The following is a 20,610-nucleotide window of genomic DNA, read 5'->3' as shown; positions in this document are numbered from 1 at the left end:
ACTTCGTGGCAGGCTTACTGTTTTACATGCCTGACGCTGGCTGATACCAAACTCGCTCACCATGTGTTCAGCCAGGCTGCTTTTCTCATCAGGCGTTACAGCTTTTTTGCCATTGCATCTTTTAACGCTTCATGCACTAAACTTAAGTTGGCATACATGCGTTTCAAACGGCTGTTCTCTTCTTCCAACTCTTTGATTCGTTTCAATTCATTTACATCCAATCCGCCATAACGTTGACGCCATTTGTAAAACGATGCTGTAGTAATCCCAAGCTCCCTGCAAATATCCTTGGCATCTTTACCAGCCTCGTGTTCCTGGATTGCTTTCACAATCTGTGTCTCAGTAAATCTTGATTTTTTCATAACGACCTCCTTTTTAAAGTTAACAATTCTGTCAACTTTTAAGTGGCCGAACTTTGGGGGAGCTTACATAATGACTACAGGGGCTTTGGTTAATTCCATTTGTCTGCTTACAATATGTTGCAGCCCTTCAATGATTTGTGATGCAGATGCAATGGGGTCAATAGCTTTCCAAGGTTTGGAACCATGTCCACCCTGACCTTTTACCACAATCTTAAACCAATCCGATGATGCCATAAACGCGCCTGTTTTATATTGGATTTCTCCAACAGGAATGGTTGAATTGATATGCAAACCAAATACAGCTTCTACTTTCGGATTGTCCAATGCCCCTTCCTTGATCATAAGTGATGCACCACCTTCTTCGTCATTAGGCGCGCCTTCTTCAGCAGGCTGAAATAAAAATACAATCGTGCCCGGTACATCTGCCTGCATTTTTTTCAATATAGTAGCGGTACCCATTAGGATAGAAGTGTGTGAATCATGTCCACATGCATGCATCACACCAACAGTTTGTCCATTGAATTCAGTAGTTACTTTAGATGCAAAAGGAATATTGACACGTTCCGTAACGGGTAAAGCATCAATATCTGCTCTTAAAGCAACAACAGGGCCTGGCTTACCACCTTTTAGAATAGCTACTACACCTGTTTTGGCGACATTCGCTTTTACTTCTAAACCAATCGATTTCAAATAATCAGCGATATACGCACCTGTTTTAAATTCTCGGTTAGACAATTCAGGATACTGATGAAAATGACGACGCCATTCCACCAGCTTTGGTGTGATATCTTTTACCAGTTGCGGATAAGAACTAGGCAATTCCTGTGCCTGTATGAATAAGCTGCTACCTAAAGCAAGTGCCAAAAAAGAAAATCTCATATAAATTGATTTTGATCAGTGAAAGTTACTGTTTTCTAAAGGTATATGGATCATATTCCAGAAAATCATTGACGGGAATATCGATGCTTTCTACTTTTTGTTGATGTGTTAAAAACTTCACCTTAAAAATTCCAAATGCAGCATTGCTGTATGAAAGTCTCCATTCATCATCGTCCATATACTGTAATCTTGCACTGAGTTGTCGGTGTCCCTCAAATTGAATCATCAGATCACGATTATCTTTTGTGATAGTGATATTTCCATACAGCGGATGCATGTATTTACCAAGATAGGCAGTCAATGGGAGTGAAGGCTCACTCATTTGTTGCACTCGTTTATCAAGGGCATTGATACGGCTAAGTTTAGCATTTTCAGTATCTCGGAAATGCTTGTAAGCTGATAGATGTTTATCAACAAATGCTGCCCCCAGATAGGCATCGAGTATTTGATAACGGAGTATTTCAAAAAATGATTGGTTATCATTATTGGTTAAAATAACGATACCTAATTTTTCTTCCGGTACCAAACAAGTATTGCTCACAAATCCGAATGCTCCACCGGTATGCCAAAAAACCTGTTTACCTAAATAATCTGTCATGAATAAACCAAGTCCATACCCGGTGAAATGAGATGAGGAGTTTGCATTCTTTCGACTCGATAGTGCAATATTGATATCCCTGGTTTTTTGTATCACATTCCATGGCAGCATTCTTTTACCCTCATAATGTCCACTGTCTAGCTGCATGATGAGCCATTTGGATAGATCATGTACACTACTCACCATACTACCTGCCGGCCCCAGGTTATCTACTTGATCATATGGTAATTCGGTTATTTTACCGGTGAATGCAGTGGTATAAGGTTTTGCAGCATTGGGACGCTGGTTCATTCCGGTCACCAATGTATGTGTGTTTTTCATACCCAATGGCATCAATAAACTATCATACACATATACTTCCCATGGTTTTCCGGTTACGACCGGAATGATTTCACCGGCAGTGAGATAACAACTGTTGCAGTATCCGAAATCCTGGCGAAAAAGTCCGGTTGGCTGCAATAACCGCATTTTCTGCATGATCTCTCTTCGTCCAATTTTTCCATTCCAGAAAGTAAAATCACCTTGGAAAGTTTTGGTTCCTACACGATGAGAAAGCATATCCCTGATGGTGACTTGCTTTGTTATCAGGGAATCATACATTTTGAAATCCGGGAAATAGCGAGTGATCTTATCATTGAGGGATAGTAGTTTGTTATATTCCAGTTGGGCAATGGCTGTTCCTGTAAATAACTTACTGTTACTTGCAATCATGAACAATGTATGTTCTGTAACAGGGGCATGTGTTGCCATATTTCTTTCACCAAAACCCTTGCTGTATACTACTTTACCATCTTTAACGATGGAAATAGCCAGTCCGGGTATTTGCCAGTCAGTCATTCCTTTTTGTATATACCGATCAAGGCTATCGCCAATAAAAGAAGGCGGCTGCGCAATCGAAGATTGAAAAAAGTTCAAAAAAAGCAGTGTATAGAGTAACAACTTCATAACCATATTTGATGGTAAAATAGGTAATAAATACTTGATGCATTAAAATTAAAAGGAATGCTTTTTTTGTTTAATTTCAAATTCTAAAATTCTACATATGAGAAAGATCCTTTTAAGTTCACTTGCGGCAGTGATCAGTTTGACTGCAACAAGTAGTGTTATTGATGTGACTGATGGAACATCGAAGACAAAAGAAACAACGACAGTACAAACACCGGTGATGAATGATGTAATTGTAGAAGATGCCATTCGTGAATTTAAAAGTCTTAGTAGGACAGAACGTAAAGCCAGGATCAAAGAGGTTAAGAAAATTGCCAAAGAATATAAAGCAGCAAAGAAAGCAGGTAACGATGTACAAACCAATACGGTATTGTTGGCCATCTTATGTGTAATCTTGCCACCACTGGCAGTTGGACTTCATCAGGGAGAACTCAATGGTAAATTCTGGTTGAGTGTTTTGCTTACGCTACTATTCTGGTTACCGGGGGTTATTTATGCTTTGATTGTTGTGTTAGGCTAGAAAATAAGAAATTTGAAATAAGAAACAGGAAATAAGAAATGAGCCTATTTATTTTCTTATTTTCTGTTTCATGTTTTCTATTTCCTATTACTCATTTCCTCCAATCCCACACCACTACATTCCATTCATCCATATGATCACGGTAAGTGTGAATGGTTTTGAAACCTACTCTTTCATGCGCTCTCAGAGAACGATGGTTGGATGTAGATACTTCAGTGAGTAATATATCGTACCTGTCTTGATAAACTTTGCGGTGGTATTCATATAGCTGATCGAATAAACCTTGTCCACGGTGTTCTTTGGCAATACAGATCTGTCCCATCATATAGTACTTATAGTCATTCATGGGCTTACCATCATAGGATAAAGTGGCAAGATTGTTCAGCATCACATTCATTTCTGCATGTACACCCGACATGGCATGTGTGGCTACAAGTGCATACCCTACTACTTCGTCATTCCACTTTGCAACGACACTGGGAGCTATCGCATGCATATCCTGTAACAATTTCAAATTGTATTCCCAGGTGATAAAGCCTTGTTCTGCTTTTTCAGCTTCGCTCACAATCGTGCGAAGATTCGCTGAAGAAAGTGCGGCTATTTCTTCTAATTCTTTATGCTTGCTAGTCAGTTGTATTGTATACATAACATGAACCTATTGATATTCACCAAAAACTTTTCGTAAAGTATCTGCTATTTCACCCAAAGTTGCATAGTTCTCTACTGCTTCAATTACCAGTGGCATCAGGTTTTCATTGGTCTGTGACGCCCGGGTAATGGCCTGCAGACAAGCATCTACTGTAGCTTGATCTCTTTTGGCTTTAAGTGATTTCAGTTTGTCGCTTTGAAGCTGACGGATACTATCATCAATTTTGAAAACCGGGGTATCATTTTTTTCCTGTACCTGAAATTTATTGACCCCAACGATGATCTTTTCTCCATTTTCAATATTGCGCTGGTATTCATAGGCACTTCGGGCAATCTCATCTTGCATAAAGCCTTCTTCAATGGCACTCACACTTCCGCCCATGGCATCTATTTTTGCTACCAACTGCCAGGCTTTGTCTTCTACTTCTTGGGTCAATGACTCAATGAAATAACTACCGGCCAAAGGATCTACAGTATCAGGCGCTCCACTTTCAAAAGCTACAATTTGTTGTGTGCGCAAAGCAATTCGTGCGGCTTCCTCTGTTGGCAAACTCAGGGCTTCGTCATACCCATTGGTATGCAAACTTTGTGTTCCACCTAAAACAGCCGCCAACGTTTGAATGGTAACGCGACAAATATTATTCAATGGTTGTTGAGCCGTGAGAGTTGCACCACCCGTTTGTGTATGGAAGCGAAGCATCATGGCTTTTTCATCAGTTGCGCCCAACTCTTTCATCATGGTAGCCCACATTCTTCTGGCAGCACGGAATTTTGCGACTTCTTCAAACAAATTGTTATGTGCATTGAAGAAAAAGGAGAGACGCTTACCAAAAACATTGATATCAAGTCCTTTGTCTATCGCAGCTTTTACATACGCTTTACCATTGCTTAAAGTAAATGCAATTTCCTGAACCGCAGTACTGCCCGCCTCACGGATATGATATCCCGAAATGGAAATCGTATTCCACTTGGGTAATTCTTTACTACACCATTCAAAAATATCAGTGATGATCCGCATGGAAGGTTTGGGTGGATAGATATAAGTGCCTCGGGCTGCATATTCCTTGAGGATATCATTCTGGATAGTACCACTGATCTTTTTCAGGTCTGCTCCCTGCTTTTTTGCCAATGCTACATAAAAAGCCAATAAGATAAAGCCTGTTGCATTAATGGTCATAGATGTGCTGACCTGTTCCAATTGAATTCCCTTGAAAAGGGTTTCCATATCTTCTATACTATCAATAGCAACCCCTACTTTTCCAACTTCTCCTTCTGCTAATGGATGATCACTATCATATCCGATTTGTGTGGGTAAATCAAAAGCCACACTCAATCCCATCACGCCCTGCGATAATAAATAATGATAACGCTTGTTGCTTTCTTCAGCGGTAGAGAAGCCGGCATACTGACGCATCGTCCATAATTTACCCCGATACATATCCGGTTGCACACCCCTGGTATATGGAAATTGTCCGGGCTTTTCCTGCTCGGTATGGGGTGCATCAGCAGGGTAGTAGACTTCTTTGATCTCAATGCCGCTGTCGGTGGTTATTTTTTTCATAAAGAGTGGGTGAAAGGTGAAAAGTGAAAACTGAAAGGGCTATCTATTTCACGTTTGCCCTTTCAGTTTTCACCTAAAACAATCTCTTCGCTTCATAACTCAGTGCTTCGCTGACAACTTCATGAAGATTTGCTTTGGGATCTTGCATGAGGTATTCAAGAATAGCACGATTGAGTGTAGCCGCAGAAGCCATACTTGGAATGGATGCACCTACACGATGTATGATCAGTAAATTGTTTTCCTTGAGATTACGAATGGCATTCCATATTTCCGGGGAAACATAAATCTGTTGTGAAATATTGTAATCGAACTCGTCTTTGATATTTTTTGTCAGTAAATACTGCATTTCACTCGCAGAAACATCCGGATTACCGAGGCGACTAATGAGGTTGGGTAAAGCGATGCGATCGGTAAGTAAGGTTAATCGTTCATAAGCCTGTAACTGTAATGATATGGAGGCTTTTTTCGATTGCTGTTCATCTCGCTGATTTTTTCTTTGTAGATAAAAAAGGTACCCGGCAAATCCTGCAATCATCAATGCAATCACAACCGTCAACAAAATCGTGGTATCGAGCATGGAGTCGAATTTTGACAAAAATAAGACAGAAAAACAAGTAATGGGGAAACTGTATACGAATGCAATAACTGTGCTTTAACTACAACTTAACACCGGTCCGGATAAAACATCCAATTCTGGATAAAAATTTGTTGTGAGTAAAGGAAAAAGATCTGTTAGAAAGACTGTTCAGATCAATTATTAAACCAATCATCTGATTACATGAAAAAAAATCTACTCACGCTCTTTGTATTATTCATTAGTACAGTTAGCTGGTCTCAAAAAATTCCCAAAGGAGCCGTGTTACCTGAGTCGCTTAATGACTACAAAAACATTACCATATCTTTTGAACAGCAGCTCAATACCGCGTATAACATTATGATGTTCCCGAGATTGATGATTGAAACTGATTACAACCAGTTTACCAGTTTATGCGATAGTTCAGGTAATAAAATCAACTTTCGTACACCTACCCAGGCGATCGGATTTTTTGAAGACCGTGGCTGGGAACTTCGATTTGTCAATACCACGCCTTTGATTAGTCGCAAATCCGTTACCCAGGAAGATGAGATTACGAGTAGGCTCAGCTTGTTCTTTACACGAAAGAAGAGTGGTTTATAATGGTTTTCCGACTATCGAAACCCTATAAAACAGGCAATATTCAAATCGTTTGTATTTTTGTACTGTAAAACAATCATATGAATACAATTACGAGTACACCTGTGAGCTTAACAGAAGGCGCCATCAATGAACTACGTCGTTTGATGAACGAGGAAGGTTTTGACCAAAGTCAATACTTGCGTGTGGGCGTAAAGGGCGGGGGGTGCAGTGGTATGACCTATGTATTAGGATTTGATCAATCCACAGAGGAAGATGAACATTTCGAGATAGAAGGTATTCGTTGTGTCATGAATAAAAGCCATCAACTCTATCTCTATGGTATGGAGGTCGATTGGCAGGGTGGATTGAACAGTCGTGGTTTTACTTTTAGCAATCCCAATGCCAGTAAAACTTGTGGTTGTGGTACTTCTTTTGCCGTTTAATTTTTTTTCTTTCACAATAAAAATCCCCTTGTTTTCAAACAAGGGGATTTTTTTATGTTATCAGGTACTGATTATTTCTTTTCAGTAGCCTTACCTAATGGTTTGTCTTTTGCAAAATCTACCAGAATTGGAGCTGCTACGAAGATCGAAGAGTATGATCCGGTAAGAACACCAATCAACATGGCGAAAGAGAAACCTCTTGTTACTTCTCCACCAAAGATGAATAAGATCAATAAGGTCAGGAATACCGTTACAGATGTCATGATCGTACGGCTCAATGTTTCATTGATCGCTTTATTGATGATCACACCATTGCTAACGCCTTTCATAAGTCCACTGTCTTCACGGATACGGTCATACACGATCACTGTATCATTCATGGAGAAACCAATCACCGTCAATATTGCAGCAATAAAATGCTGGTCAATTTCCAATGGGAATGGAACGATGGTACGAGCATAGCTGAATACAATCAAGGTTACGAAAACGTCGTGCATCAATGAGAAGATAGTACCCAGAGAATACCTCCAATCACGGAAACGGATGAATATATACAAACAGATCACCAAAACTGCAAGGATGGTTGCTTTGGTAGCACCCGCTTTCAGGTCATCAGAGATAGTAGGTAATACCGTTTGTGAACTCTGCTTATACTTCGTTTCAAAGTCTTTGAATGTCAGTCCGGCAGGCAATTGCTTTTGCAGACCTTCAAACAATTTTTGTTCCACTTCTGCATCTATGGTGTTGCCAGTTTCTTCAATTTTATAAGAAGTAGTGATGTTGAGTTGATTGTTACTGTTCACAGTTTTGATAATCGGAGATTCTCCAAAAGTTACTTTCAACTGATCACGAACTTCCTCAACATTTACCGGCTTATCGAATTTAACCGTATAGCTACGTCCACCCGAGAATTCAACACCTTGGTCAAATCCGTTAAAGAAAGTAGAAATACCTAATAAGAAGATCACCAAAGAAATCGCATAAGCAACTTTTCTGTATTCAATGAACTTGAATGCTGCTTTCTGGAATATTTTCTTTGAGAAGTCGGTGAAATATTCAAAGTGACGGTTCTTATTGGTATACCAGTCGGTGATCAGACGAGATACCAGGATACCGCAGAACAACGATAACAAAATACCAATGATCTGAGTGGTAGCAAAACCTAATACCGGACCTAATCCAAAGTAAGCAAGGATGATGGCCGTTAATAAGGTTGTGATATGTCCGTCAAGTACCGGTGCCAATGAACGCTTATAACCATCATTCACAGCAGCCTGATAACTTTTCCCTTTGGTCAATTCTTCTTTGATACGCTCAAAGATGATTACGTTGGTATCAACCGCCATACCAATGGTCAGTACAAGACCCGCAATACCTGGAGCCGTTAGCGTAAAGCCTAAAGCACTTAGGATACCGATAGTAAACAATAAGTTCAGGATCAAAGCAATGTTCGCAACCCATCCACCAGTATTGAAATATACCAGCATCAGTACAAAGATTACTAGAAACGAAATACCGAAAGAAAGAGCACCACCTTTGATAGATTCACTACCCAAAGTAGGACCAACTTGTTGTTCTTGTACGATTTTAGCCGGAGCTGGTAGTTTACCGCTTTCCAGAATTTCAGACAGGTCTTGTGCTTCTTTTAAGGTATAGTTGCCGCTGATCTGAGAATTACCAGTGGTAATCGGATCATTTACATTCGGTGCTGAGTAGACAAAATTATCGAGTACAATAGCAATCGGCTTTCCAACATTACGTGTGGTCATTTTTGCCCAGATATTGCTACCCACTTTATCCATGTTCATTTTGATGGCGATACGTCCACGCTCATCAAAATCCTGTGAAGCACTGGAGATATGATCACCTTCCAATTCTGCCTGACCATTATCCAATGTTTTGATAGCATAAAAAGCCAGGATATCTTTCATGTTGGCATCAGAAGACTCTGTTTTACCATACATGAAAACGAGGTTAGATGGGAATTTCGCTTTTACGAAATCCAATTTCATATAATCATTCAGCGTACCGGTATCTTTTGCTTGGATATAACCCAAAGCAGCAGGATAAATGACTTTACCACCCTGATCTTGATAAGGCTGAGAGAATTGAATCAATCTAGCGATCGGGTTCTGGTTCAAACTGTCTTTTGGCGTTGTGGCAGCAATAGTTGTACCGGCATCTTTTTTAATACCGGATATCGTAGCTGTTTTAGTAGTATCAACAGTTGTAGTTGCCGCCGTGGCTGTCTTAGTAGTATCAGCAGGCGTTGTTTGTGCTGAACCATTTAGGTAATCCTGCACTGCTTTATCCGCAGCTACCAAACCTTCTTGTAAATCGCGACTTTCAAAAGTATACACTTCAAAGAACTGAAGATTGGCAGTTGATTGTAAATAAGATCTTACACGCTCTTTATCATTCACACCAGCCAATTCAATATTGATGATGCCTTTAGCAGGATCAGGATTGATAGTGGGAGATGCCACACCAAAGCGGTCGATACGTGTACGTAAAATACGGAAGGTATTGTTGAATGCAGCGGTAGCCTGATCATTCAGGTAATTCGCTACTGCATCATCAGAAGCATCGAATTTCACTTTACCGTTACTACGGGTAGCAAAGAAAGGAGCCAGGTTACCGGAAGGATTCAATTTTTTGTATTCTTCACGGAATAAGGTGATCAGGTTTGCACCGCTATTGGCTTTACGTGCCACCGCTGATTCCAATGCTTTGTTGAAAACAGGGTCCTTGGTAAAGTTGGCTAGTGATTTAAGCAAGCCATCCAGACCTACTTCCATGGTTACACTCATACCACCCTGAAGATCCAGACCCAGCATGAGTTCCATTTCTTTAGCGCGACGATAAGTGGTTAAGCCAAAAGCCAGTTTGGTTTCTTTGGTACTGTCGAGCAAACGCTGCAATCTTTCTTTTTTCACTACAGAAAGGCTGTCGGCGTAGATCGCCTGTAACTCTTTGTTACCGGGGTGTTTTTGTTCCGGAGTTGGGAAGCGGTTGATCCAGGCTTGCGCCTTTTCATCCATGGCTTTTTCGTGGCTGCGTACAAACCAGGTAAAAGATAGCTGGTAGAGGCAGATTAAAATCAGGGCAATCGCAAAAAATCGCACTAAACCTTTCAGTTGCATATCGGTAAGGGTTTTCAAAAAATTTTAGAGCGGCAAAGATAGGGGAATGGTAATGAAATTTACCAGTTCCGCCAAGTTTGAAGCTTTTGGGGAATAAAATCGATAGAAAGTCTTGTTGGATAAGGGGTTCATCAGATTCGACAACACCAAAAATGGATGGTCTGACGGGATATGAGCCCGCCAGACCCATTATTTATTTTACATCCGTTAGGGTGATATCAAAAAAGAGTGGTGAATTCGGTGGAATGGAACCATTGGAACTTCCAATGCATGTATAAGCCAAAGCAGATGGGATCACCATTTTAATCCTACCGCTTTTCTTAATTAAAGGAATACCGATTTTCCAACCTTCAATCACTCCACTCAAAGGGAATTCAACCGGATTGGCTTTTGCATCAAATACTGTTCCGTTTAAAAGCGTACCTGTGTACACTGCATAAATAAGATTATTGGTGGTGGGTGTTATTCCTGAACCAGGAGCTATGATTTCATAGAGAATACCACTCGAATGCTCTGTAAAATTGATGCCATTCGCCTGACAAAAAGCTGCCATTGCCGCTTTTTCTGATGCAGGTGTCATAGGTTCACATCCTTTGTCCTGCTTCCCACAAGCAATAAAAAGGGTGGCAATTCCTAAACTCAATAACAATAAGGCACTTTTCATGTATAGATCGTCTGTTTAACGGTTAAGACCATTTTTTAGCCCGTGGGGCTGCTTATACTTCTTTTTTTTCAAGTGTTTTTTTTCTGGCCAGTAACTCCCGGTATCGCTGCTCATTGGTTTCCCAACGAAACTTTCGGTACACAAATGCCATAAAAAAGGATATACCCAGTATCGCCAATAAAAAAACAAAGGAACTTAATCTGGAGTTTGCTACCATATTGGCTCTTTCATACCAGCCCGAAAAAACCACTGCAATCAAACTAATACCCAGTACAAACCCAGCTGAGAGTCCGATCATGAATGGACGTGTACTGTGTTTTTGTTGCAAGCTGTTCTTCTCCCAGTATTCCAAAAAATCAAGTTCCTCTTTACTCAACATGCCACAAAAATAAAGAATCATCGTATTGCCATCGGGATATTCTATCGACCCGTTTGTAACAAATGAGTGATTACCAGTGTTTCTGTTTGTAGTTTTGTTCTAAAGTCAGTCATTCGTGAAGCATCTCTCGGCACTCAATAAATATTTCTGGAAATATCGATTCCGATTCTTTCTCGGGATGCTCTTTGTAGTACTATCGAACTACTTTGCAGTGCTGGCTCCACAGATCACCGGTTTTGTGGTAAATCAAGTGCAGCAACAATTACCGGGCGCTAAAGCTTCCACACTCAAGAATACCGACGATGGCTTGGTTACGCTCTTTATTCAATGGGTGAGTTCCTCCGAGTTCAGCTTTGGCTGGTTGGTAGCCATATGCAGTATCACTATATTATTATTGGCAATATTAAGAGGCGTTCTGATGTTTTTAATGCGTCAGACCATTATTGTCATGAGTCGTCATATTGAATATGATCAGAAAAATGAAATATTCAATCATTACCAGTTGCTAGATACGTCATTCTATAAAACCCATAGCACGGGTGATCTGATGAGTAGAATGACAGAAGATGTGAGTCGAGTACGAATGTATACCGGTCCGGCCATCATGTACCTCATCAACCTGATTACATTGATCAGCTTTTGCGTGGTAAACATGCTTCGAAAAGATGCAACCCTGACCTTATATGTTTTAGCTCCATTACCTGTTTTGGCAATAACGATTTATATCGTCAATAGTATCATCAACAAAAAAAGCGAAAGGATTCAAGCCTTACTATCAGATTTAACCACCAATGCGCAGGAGTCTTATTCCGGTATCCGTGTGATCAAATCTTTTGTACAAGAGAAAGCCATGATGGGCTTTTTTGAGAAAAATAGTGAATCTTATAAGAAGAATGCTATTGGATTGGCCAAAGTGGAAGCCATTTACTTCCCCAGTATGGCTTTGATGATTGGCATTAGCACACTGGTCACCATTTTTATTGGAGGTATTCAGGCCTTACAAGATCCGAGTAAGGTTGGATTGGTGGTTGAGTTTGTGATCTATATCAATATGCTCACTTTTCCGGTAAGTGCCATTGGTTGGACAGCCAGCATGATCCAAAGGGCAGCCGCTTCGCAAAAACGTTTGAATGAATTCTTATTGACAGAGCCTGCAATCAAGGACAATGGGGTGGAAAAACAGCAAGAGAAAGTGGGAGGAGATATTGTGATTCGAGATCTTTCTTTTACATATCCACATACAGGTATTCAGGCAATACAACAATTCAATTTATCGATTCAACAGGGTGAAAAAGTATTGATATTGGGGAAAACCGGGAGCGGTAAATCTACACTAGCACAATTGCTGCTGCGATTTTATGATCCAACAGAGGGCAGCATACAAATAGGAAACAAGGATATCAAAAATATTCCGCTACAGCAACTGCGTTCGCAGATCAGCTATGTACAGCAAGATGTATTCTTGTTCAGTGATACGGTACATGACAATATTAGCTTTGGATTATCAGCATCAGCAGAACGAGACGTAGTAGAAAAAGCTGCTTCCTTTTCCAGCGTACATAAAGAGATCCGGGGATTTAGTAATGGTTATGATACGATGATAGGAGAGCGGGGCGTAACATTGAGTGGCGGACAAAAGCAAAGAATATCCATTGCCCGTGCACTGATTAAAGACCCGGAGATCGTTATTTTTGATGATTGTTTGAGTGCGGTAGATGCTAAGACAGAATATGAGATCATTAGCAATCTTTATCAATACTTACACGATAAAACCGCCATCATCATTACCCACCGAATATTCACCAGTTTCAAATTTGATAAGATCATTGTACTTGATAATGGCAAGCTCAGTGAATCAGGTACACACGAGGAATTATTGCAACGAAACGGATACTACGCCGAATTGTACCGATTGCAGTTGACAGAGGGTAGTTGACGGTTGATAGTTGACAGTTGACAGAAGGAGTTTCTTTTTATCCTGTCAACTGTCAACTATCAACTGTCAACTTTCTTCTTTATCCTGTCAACTGTCAACTATCAACCGTCAACTTTCTTCCCCCAAACCTAGTCCCAATAAGTTTTTTGAAAATTTTGCCAATTCCGAAACATCCCTATATTTGTCAGGCATAAAAAATCTGAAAACCAAAAAACAACAACTGTGGCGTACGAGAACAACGACAAAAAAATGGAAAGTGTTTACAGCAAGCGAATCAGAGCTGGTAAAAGAAGAACCTATTTTTTTGATGTAAGGGCTACTCGCGGAAATGATTATTACCTCACCATCACCGAGAGCCGTAAGCGTTTTGATAACAATGGTTATGACAGACACAAAATCTTCCTGTACAAAGAAGATTTCAACAAATTCATCAAAGCATTAGGAGAAGCCGTTGATTATGTAAAGACAGATCTCATGCCTGATTTTGATTTCGACGCATTCAATCATGAATATGATGATGCAGAAGGTGCTGAAGGTCAGCCAGACGGTTATACCGCTGAAGCTGAAGTAGAAGAAGTGGTGGCTCCGGATCCTGTAGCTGTAGCGCCAACACCTATTGCCGACGCAGCTGCTGCATCAACCACTGCTTCTGAAGAAGTAGACAAATGGTAAAACAACCAAAACCAACTGCAAAAAAGCCGATCGATGATCGGCTTTTTTGCAGTTGGTTTTGGTTGTAAAGGATCAAGAATAAAGGCACAAGATTCAAGAAAGCTACAGGCTACAGGCCACAAGCATCAAGAGTTATAGATACTATACTAAGCCTTGCGGCTTGTAGCTTGTAGCTTCCTTGTACCCTGTCTGCTTGATCCTTGATCCTTCTTTAAATGTTTCTTATCATCCATATATCACACCCATTATGCCCACTATTTCCCATGGGACCATCGAGGTAGGTGAAGCCGAATTTTTCATAGACACTGACAGCTTTCTTTAATTCGGGCATGGTTTCGAGGTATACGGAACTAAATCCTTTGTTCTTTGCTGCTTCCAAACATTTGGCGATCATGGTTCTGCCCAAACCCAGTCCACGAGCAGAAGGAGTGAGATACATTTTCACCAATTCACAAGTGCCTTCAGGTAATGCGTCGGTAGGATAAATACCGGCACCGCCTAATAAGATCCCATCTTTTTCGGCAATAAAATATTCACTCAAAGGAGCAGCCTGGAATAATTCATACAGATGGTCAGTGCTATCATCATAATATACTGTACCGGGTCTGTTGGCACCAAATTCTTCAAGTGATCGTCTGATCACATTGGCCATGGCAGCATTATCCTTGGGCTGAATATGACGAATAATGATCTCTTCCATCTTATGCTTTTCTAAATACTTTGTAAGCATTGATCAATCCATTGGTAGAACTATCATGAGAGCTAATCACGGATTCATCTGCCAGTTCCGGTAATACCCGATTGGCCAATTGTTTACCCAACTCAACACCCCATTGATCAAAGCTGTAAATATTCCAGATAACACCTTGCACAAATATCTTGTGTTCGTATAATGCAATGAGCTGTCCTAAGTTAAATGGATTGATCTCTTTGATTAAAATAGAATTGGTAGGTTTATTGCCATCAAAAATTTTGAATGGAGCAATTTTCTTGATTTCTTCTTGCGACTTATTGTCTTTCATCAATTCAACCTTCACTTCATTCTCAGATTTTCCATTCATCAATGCTTCGGTCTGTGCAAAGAAATTGGATAATAATTTTTGATGATGGTCTCCAATCGGATTATGACTGATCGCAGGTGCAATAAAATCACAGGGAATTAAAGGAGTGCCCTGGTGTAATAATTGATAGAAAGCATGCTGTCCATTGGTACCGGGCTCTCCCCAGATCACAGGTCCGGTTGCATAGTTCACCGGATTTCCGCTTCTATCAATACTTTTTCCATTACTCTCCATATTTCCTTGCTGGAAATAGGCCGCAAATCGGTGCAGGTATTGATCATAGGGGAGTATGGCTTCGCTTTGTGCACCAAAAAAGTTGGTATACCAAATGCCCAATAGCGCCATTAATACCGGTATGTTTTTTTCGAATTTTTCTTTTCTGAAATGTTCATCGGCTGCCGAAGCACCTTTTAAGAGTTGTTCAAAATGATCATATCCGATGGTCAATGCGATCGATAATCCAATAGCACTCCATAAAGAATATCTTCCGCCTACCCAATCCCAGAATTCAAACATATTGTGCTTATCAATACCAAACACTGTTACTTCTTTTTCATTGGTACTCAATGCCACAAAATGTTTGGCAATATGTTTTTCATCTTTGGCTGTTTCCAGAAACCATTTTCTTGCAGTATGTGCATTGGTCATGGTTTCTTGCGTAGTAAAGGTTTTGGAAGCAATCAGGAATAAAGTTTCTTCCGGTCTAACTTTTTTCAAAACCTCACTAATATGTGTACCATCGATATTACTCACAAAAAAGGTTTCAATGCCTTTTTTCCAATAAGGTTTGAGCGCCTCTGTTACCATCACAGGACCCAAATCACTACCGCCAATACCAATATTTACGATGAAGCGAATTTTCTTGCCGGTATAGCCCTTATGCTTTCCACCATGAACTTCTTCTGTGAATGACTTCATATGTGCCTGTACTCTTTGTACATGAGGCATGATATCTTTTCCATCCACTAGGATAGGGGTATCCGAGAAATTGCGCAAAGCCGTATGCAGTACAGATCTTTGTTCTGTTTCATTGATCTTTATCCCTGCAAACATTTCATGGATCGCATCTTTCAGTTTACAGTCTTCTGCCAATTGCAGAAGTAACTGTAATGTTTTTTGATTGATGATATTTTTTGAATAATCAAACAGCAGATCATTCAACTGGATAGAAAATTTTTTGAAACGGTCGGCATCAGCAGTAAAAAGATCGCGCATGTGTCGGCGATTCATTTCTTCCTCATAGTGTTTCTGCAATAAAAACCATGCCTGTGTATTGGTGGGATTGATTTTAGGTAACATCTCTTGCTTGCTCGTTTTTTTCTTTAATTCTTCTGGCTTATAATAACAATCGTCTATAATGCTTTGATCTTTTGAACGGTTGTTTCGATCATTGCGGGGGTAATATCCAAATGCACCACCAGTCTTATCTGTGTTGGTGATATGGCTAAGGCAAGAATATTGGATTGTTTGAGTGTGGTCACCAAATCTGCTGCGGTGAATCTACCCTTGACTTCAAAAATAACGATATTGGTTTCAACAGGCAGTATTTCTCCCACAAAATCTTTTTGTTGCAACGTATCTGCTAACAATTGAGTATGCTGATGATCTTCCTGTAAGCGTTGCACATGATGTTCCAACGCGTACAAACCCGCAGCTGCCAACATACCGGCTTGACGCATACCACCACCAAATACTTTTCTAAATCGACGTGCTTTCTTGATAAATGCAGCTGGTCCAAGTAACAAACTGCCCACCGGTGCACCCAATCCCTTACTCAAACAAATAGAGATGGTATCAAACACTTCACCATATTGTTTACAAGTTTCATTTTTAGCTACCAGTGCATTAAATAGTCTGGCCCCATCTAAATGCAATTTCAATTGATGCGCATCACAAACTTTACGAATGGATTGTATCTCTTGAAAATCATAACAACTACCACCGGCTCTGTTAGCAGTATTTTCCAGAGATACCAGCGTGGAGATAGGTTTATGAATATCATCAGGATGAATAGCCCCTAAAACCTGTTCAGCGGTAATGCGACCTCTATCGCCTTGTAGCAACCTTACCGAACAACCGGAATTGAAAGCAATACCACCACCTTCATATTGATAAATATGCGATAAATGGTCACAAATCACTTCATCACCGGGTTGGGTATGGCATTTAATGGCAATTTGATTGGTCATGGTGCCACTGGGACAAAAAATGGCTGCTTCCATCCCGAAAAGTGCAGCGGCAAAATATTCCAATTGATTAATGGTGGGATCTTCTCCAAAAACATCGTCCCCAACTGGGGCATTATACATGGCGTTGAGCATCCCTGGGGTTGGTCGGGTTACGGTGTCGCTCCTAAAATCGATCATGGCTCAAAGATACTGTGTGAGAAGAAACATATATCTGGCTGAAAAACTTTATTAATAGGGGTGGACATTGTATCCTGAAAATATGGCTGCAGAATCATCAATGCTTCTGAAAACTGGAGTAAATGTGAATAAATTGTCATAAATACCTGTAAATCAGTTCATTTTAATCAATATTTTGCGAACAAAGAGGGATATTTTTGCCCATTTATGCAAGTTTTTCCACAAAAACTGGCATATTCAAAGGCTGTTTCGTACTTTTGCACGCTTCTGAAAGAGCCATTGCTATCAATTTTAACGAATCTAGCAACAGCTTTTATACAACATTCAGGGTCTAATAGTCGTTTATCATAATACAGTTAATAGCACACCATGAGGCAGCTCAAAATTGCAACACAGATTACCAACAGAGATTCGCAGGCGGTTGAAAAGTACTTACAGGAGATTTCAAAGATTCCGATGATCACTCCCGAAGAGGAAACCACACTGGCTCAGCGTATCAAAATGGGTGATCAGCGAGCACTCGACAAATTGGTGCAGGCCAACTTACGTTTCGTGGTATCTGTAGCTAAGCAGTACCAGCACCAGGGCCTTTCTCTTAGCGATCTGATCAACGAGGGTAACCTCGGTTTGATAAAAGCAGCCCAGCGTTTCGATGAAACCAAGGGTTTTAAATTCATCTCATACGCCGTATGGTGGATTCGCCAGTCCATCTTACAAGCGTTGGCAGAGCAGGGTAGATTAGTCCGCCTGCCTCAAAACAAAATTGGCACCTATAACAAAGCTAACAAAGCCTATATGGCTTTCGAACAGGAACATGAGCGTGAGCCTTCTACCGAAGAGCTGGCTGAGATCCTGGAAATGAGTGAAACCGAGATCAACAACATCTTCCAAAGTAACACCCGTCACACATCCTTAGATGCTCCGGTTCACGAGGCAGAAGATGTCGCCATGGGCGATTTATTGGAAGGTAGTGATGACACTGACGATGATGTGATGAAAGATTCATTGCGTGAAGAAATTCGCCGTGTATTGAAATCATTGAGTCCGAGAGAAGCTGAGATCGTAAACGCTTATTTTGGTTTGGATGGTGAAAATGGGGTAACCATTGAGCAAATTGGTATGAAATATGATCTTACCAAAGAGCGAATCCGACAGATCAAAGAAAGAGCCATCAAGCGTCTTCAGAAAGCGCGTTACAGCAACGCATTAAAAGCTTATCTGGGATAAAATTGTAAAGAAAATGACCAGCCCTTTCCAACCCGGAAAGGGCTTTTTTGTTTCATATAGTCTTAACATAAACTGAAATACCTTTGCAGCATGTTTCGGAACCTGATTTTTGTATGGATCTGTATTTTCTTGACCGCCTGTGAAAGAGAAATCAATATTACACCTGTTAATAAAGACAGCCGATTAGTAGTGGATGCAGAAATTGAAAATGGTCGAGCACCCATTGTCGTACTGAGTAAATCCTTGAACTTCTTTACCACAATAGATTCCGCAGAACTTGCCAACTCATATGTAAGAAATGCCACGGTAAGCATTCAGGAAGGAAATACCATTTACCCACTCAAAGAGTTTGAAATAAAGGATACAAGTGGTAATCGATTTTATTATTACAGTACCGACCCACAAGTAACCCCTCAGTTGATCGGGCAATTTGGGAAAACCTACAAGTTATTGATCAACGTCAATGGACTCTCTTATACAAGCGAAACAAGCATTCCATTGTTAACAAAAACGATGGACTCTATCTGGTGGAAACCCGCACCCAATAATGACGATCCGAAAAAAGTAGTATTGATGGCAAGGGTACAAGATCCACCCGGATTGGGAAATTATATCCGATATTTTACCCGTCAAAATAGCCAAGCATTCCTACCCGGACTCAACAGTGTCTTCGACGATAACATTATTGATGGAAAGACCTATGAGATACAAGTAGACAGAGGTGTGAACAGAAATGAAGATGTAGATTTTGAGACTTATGGTTTTTTTCAAAAAGGGGATACAGTATCTGTCAAACTTTGCAATATCAGTAAATCGACCTATGATTTTTGGAGAACCTGGGAATTCAACTTGCAATCTGTGGGTAATCCCTTTTCTTCTCCCGGTAAGGTGATTGGAAATATCAGTAACAATGCTTTGGGTGCTTTTTGTGGTTATGCAGCACAATACAGAACCCTGATTATCCCCAAATAAGGAGCATATGTGTAAAAACGAAACCCGGAAACTGCAAGGGTTCAATAAATTTGTTCGTCTAATATAAAAATTCAAGTATGGCAAGTGAAGCAACAGAAAAAGTACATGTATTGATTATTGGTTCCGGTCCGGCAGGATATACCGCAGCTATTTATGCAGCCCGTGCAAATATGAAACCTGTTTTATACCAGGGTATTCAACCAGGTGGACAATTGACCATTACCACAGAAGTAGAAAACTATCCCGGTTATCCTGAAGGCATTCAAGGTCCGGAGATGATGGTGCATTTTGAAAAGCAGGCAGCAAGAATGGGAGCAGATATCCGCTACGGATTGGCAACAAAAGTTGATTTTAGTCAGCAACCCTATAAAGTAGAGATCGATGAGGAGAAATGGATTGAAGCCGATGCAGTGATCATCAGTACGGGTGCCTCTGCCAAATGGTTGGGATTGGAAAGTGAGCAAAGATTGAATGGTTTTGGCGTAAGTGCTTGTGCGGTTTGTGATGGGTTTTTCTTCAAAGGAAAAGATGTGGCAATTGTGGGTGCGGGTGATACGGCAGCTGAGGAAGCTTTGTACTTATCTAAACTATGCACTACGGTTCACATGTTCGTGAGAAGAGATCAAATGCGCGCCAGTAAAGTGATGCAGGATCGTGTACTCAATGCTCCCAATATCAAAGTATATTGGAATACGGATACAGATGAGATTTTAGGTGATAAAAAAGTGGAAGGTGTTCGTATCAAGAACAACAAAACACAGGAAACACAAGAAATTCCAATCAATGGATTTTTTGTCGCGATTGGACACCAACCCAATAGTGATATTTTCAAAGGCTGGATCGATATGGATGAAACGGGTTACATTAAAACAGTACCCGGTACCACCAAAACGAATCTGGAAGGCGTATTTGCAGCAGGAGATGTACAGGATAAAAACTACCGCCAGGCTGTAACAGCAGCAGGCAGTGGTTGTATGGCAGCCCTGGATGCAGAAAGATACCTGACCGCAAAAGGACTAGCATAAAAACAGAGAAATAAGAAATAAGGAATAAGAAATCAGAAAGTAAAACTCAAAAT

At 40.5% G+C, this 20,610-nt stretch carries 20 protein-coding genes; 8 read left to right on the top strand and 12 right to left on the bottom strand.

Features of this window, described 5'->3' with window-relative positions; translation table 11 throughout:
- Window positions 1-95: 95 nt before the first annotated feature.
- The 3 genes from ACTIEV_RS12535 to ACTIEV_RS12525 all read right to left on the bottom strand — a co-directional run bounded on the left by ACTIEV_RS12535 (window position 96) and on the right by ACTIEV_RS12525 (window position 2,784).
- Window positions 96-362: a transposase gene (locus ACTIEV_RS12535; protein WP_439516588.1), complete on the bottom strand. Its 267-nt coding sequence runs from the start codon at window positions 360-362 to the stop codon at window positions 96-98.
- Between the two features lie 63 nt (window positions 363-425).
- Entirely contained in the window at window positions 426-1,241 is an 816-nt protein-coding gene (locus tag ACTIEV_RS12530) for an amidohydrolase (protein WP_439516587.1), read from the bottom strand.
- A 25-nt stretch (window positions 1,242-1,266) separates the two neighbouring features.
- Window positions 1,267-2,784, bottom strand: coding sequence for a serine hydrolase (locus ACTIEV_RS12525; RefSeq protein WP_322196697.1), 1,518 nt, complete (start codon window positions 2,782-2,784; stop codon window positions 1,267-1,269).
- A 97-nt stretch (window positions 2,785-2,881) separates the two neighbouring features.
- Here ACTIEV_RS12525 and ACTIEV_RS12520 point away from each other — a divergent pair, with 97 nt between their 5' ends.
- Window positions 2,882-3,304, top strand: a complete 423-nt coding sequence (locus ACTIEV_RS12520) for a YqaE/Pmp3 family membrane protein (protein ID WP_322196698.1) — start codon at window positions 2,882-2,884, stop codon at window positions 3,302-3,304.
- Between the two features lie 91 nt (window positions 3,305-3,395).
- Here ACTIEV_RS12520 and ACTIEV_RS12515 read toward each other — a convergent pair whose 3' ends face one another.
- The 3 genes from ACTIEV_RS12515 to ACTIEV_RS12505 form a co-directional block, all read right to left on the bottom strand.
- The gene (locus tag ACTIEV_RS12515; protein ID WP_322196699.1) at window positions 3,396-3,950 is read right to left on the bottom strand and encodes a GNAT family N-acetyltransferase; all 555 of its coding nucleotides are present in this window, start codon (window positions 3,948-3,950) and stop codon (window positions 3,396-3,398) included.
- A 9-nt stretch (window positions 3,951-3,959) separates the two neighbouring features.
- Window positions 3,960-5,513: an acyl-CoA mutase large subunit family protein gene (locus tag ACTIEV_RS12510; protein ID WP_322196700.1), complete on the bottom strand. Its 1,554-nt coding sequence runs from the start codon at window positions 5,511-5,513 to the stop codon at window positions 3,960-3,962.
- Between the two features lie 73 nt (window positions 5,514-5,586).
- Window positions 5,587-6,090, bottom strand: coding sequence for a hypothetical protein (locus tag ACTIEV_RS12505; protein ID WP_322196701.1), 504 nt, complete (start codon window positions 6,088-6,090; stop codon window positions 5,587-5,589).
- A 201-nt stretch (window positions 6,091-6,291) separates the two neighbouring features.
- Here ACTIEV_RS12505 and ACTIEV_RS12500 point away from each other — a divergent pair, with 201 nt between their 5' ends.
- Complete coding sequence (locus tag ACTIEV_RS12500) at window positions 6,292-6,690, top strand: hypothetical protein (protein WP_322196702.1); 399 nt, start codon at window positions 6,292-6,294, stop codon at window positions 6,688-6,690.
- A 77-nt stretch (window positions 6,691-6,767) separates the two neighbouring features.
- Window positions 6,768-7,112, top strand: a complete 345-nt coding sequence (locus ACTIEV_RS12495; RefSeq protein ID WP_322196703.1) for a HesB/IscA family protein — start codon at window positions 6,768-6,770, stop codon at window positions 7,110-7,112.
- Between the two features lie 71 nt (window positions 7,113-7,183).
- Here the strand turns inward: ACTIEV_RS12495 and secDF are convergent, their stop codons facing one another.
- The 3 genes from secDF to ACTIEV_RS12480 form a co-directional block, all read right to left on the bottom strand.
- Complete coding sequence (gene secDF / locus ACTIEV_RS12490) at window positions 7,184-10,255, bottom strand: protein translocase subunit SecDF (RefSeq protein WP_322196704.1); 3,072 nt, start codon at window positions 10,253-10,255, stop codon at window positions 7,184-7,186.
- A gap of 193 nt (window positions 10,256-10,448) precedes the next feature.
- Window positions 10,449-10,919: an FKBP-type peptidyl-prolyl cis-trans isomerase gene (locus ACTIEV_RS12485; protein WP_322196705.1), complete on the bottom strand. Its 471-nt coding sequence runs from the start codon at window positions 10,917-10,919 to the stop codon at window positions 10,449-10,451.
- Between the two features lie 52 nt (window positions 10,920-10,971).
- Window positions 10,972-11,298, bottom strand: coding sequence for a hypothetical protein (locus tag ACTIEV_RS12480; RefSeq protein WP_250685482.1), 327 nt, complete (start codon window positions 11,296-11,298; stop codon window positions 10,972-10,974).
- Between the two features lie 115 nt (window positions 11,299-11,413).
- Between ACTIEV_RS12480 and ACTIEV_RS12475 the strand changes: the two genes are divergently transcribed.
- Entirely contained in the window at window positions 11,414-13,234 is a 1,821-nt protein-coding gene (locus ACTIEV_RS12475; protein ID WP_322196706.1) for an ABC transporter ATP-binding protein, read from the top strand.
- Window positions 13,235-13,456: 222 nt separating this feature from the next.
- Window positions 13,457-13,906, top strand: a complete 450-nt coding sequence (locus tag ACTIEV_RS12470; RefSeq protein ID WP_322196707.1) for a DUF3276 family protein — start codon at window positions 13,457-13,459, stop codon at window positions 13,904-13,906.
- A 211-nt stretch (window positions 13,907-14,117) separates the two neighbouring features.
- On the opposite strand, the gene ACTIEV_RS12465 is transcribed toward ACTIEV_RS12470, so the two are convergent.
- The 3 genes from ACTIEV_RS12465 to ltaE are packed head-to-tail and all read right to left on the bottom strand — an operon-like array spanning window position 14,118 to window position 17,333.
- Window positions 14,118-14,606 (bottom strand): GNAT family N-acetyltransferase, encoded by a 489-nt coding sequence (locus ACTIEV_RS12465; protein WP_322196708.1) that lies wholly within the window; start codon window positions 14,604-14,606, stop codon window positions 14,118-14,120.
- Between the two features lies 1 nt (window position 14,607).
- Window positions 14,608-16,266 (bottom strand): glucose-6-phosphate isomerase, encoded by a 1,659-nt coding sequence (pgi, locus tag ACTIEV_RS12460; protein ID WP_322196709.1) that lies wholly within the window; start codon window positions 16,264-16,266, stop codon window positions 14,608-14,610.
- Window positions 16,267-16,319: 53 nt separating this feature from the next.
- Entirely contained in the window at window positions 16,320-17,333 is a 1,014-nt protein-coding gene (ltaE, locus tag ACTIEV_RS12455; protein WP_322196710.1) for a low-specificity L-threonine aldolase, read from the bottom strand.
- A 369-nt stretch (window positions 17,334-17,702) separates the two neighbouring features.
- On the opposite strand from ltaE, the gene ACTIEV_RS12450 reads away from it, so the two are divergent.
- The 3 genes from ACTIEV_RS12450 to trxB all read left to right on the top strand — a co-directional run bounded on the left by ACTIEV_RS12450 (window position 17,703) and on the right by trxB (window position 20,557).
- Complete coding sequence (locus ACTIEV_RS12450; RefSeq protein WP_026770093.1) at window positions 17,703-18,560, top strand: sigma-70 family RNA polymerase sigma factor; 858 nt, start codon at window positions 17,703-17,705, stop codon at window positions 18,558-18,560.
- Window positions 18,561-18,650: 90 nt separating this feature from the next.
- Window positions 18,651-19,532, top strand: coding sequence for a DUF4249 domain-containing protein (locus tag ACTIEV_RS12445; RefSeq protein ID WP_322196711.1), 882 nt, complete (start codon window positions 18,651-18,653; stop codon window positions 19,530-19,532).
- A 77-nt stretch (window positions 19,533-19,609) separates the two neighbouring features.
- Window positions 19,610-20,557, top strand: a complete 948-nt coding sequence (gene trxB / locus ACTIEV_RS12440; RefSeq protein WP_178889801.1) for a thioredoxin-disulfide reductase — start codon at window positions 19,610-19,612, stop codon at window positions 20,555-20,557.
- Window positions 20,558-20,610: the final 53 nt, after the last annotated feature.

Source organism: Sediminibacterium sp. (genome assembly GCF_051861365.1).
GTDB lineage: Bacteria > Bacteroidota > Bacteroidia > Chitinophagales > Chitinophagaceae > Sediminibacterium.
The sequence above is the reverse complement of the archived record's forward strand: the minus strand, read 5'-3'. Positions and strand labels throughout refer to the sequence as shown.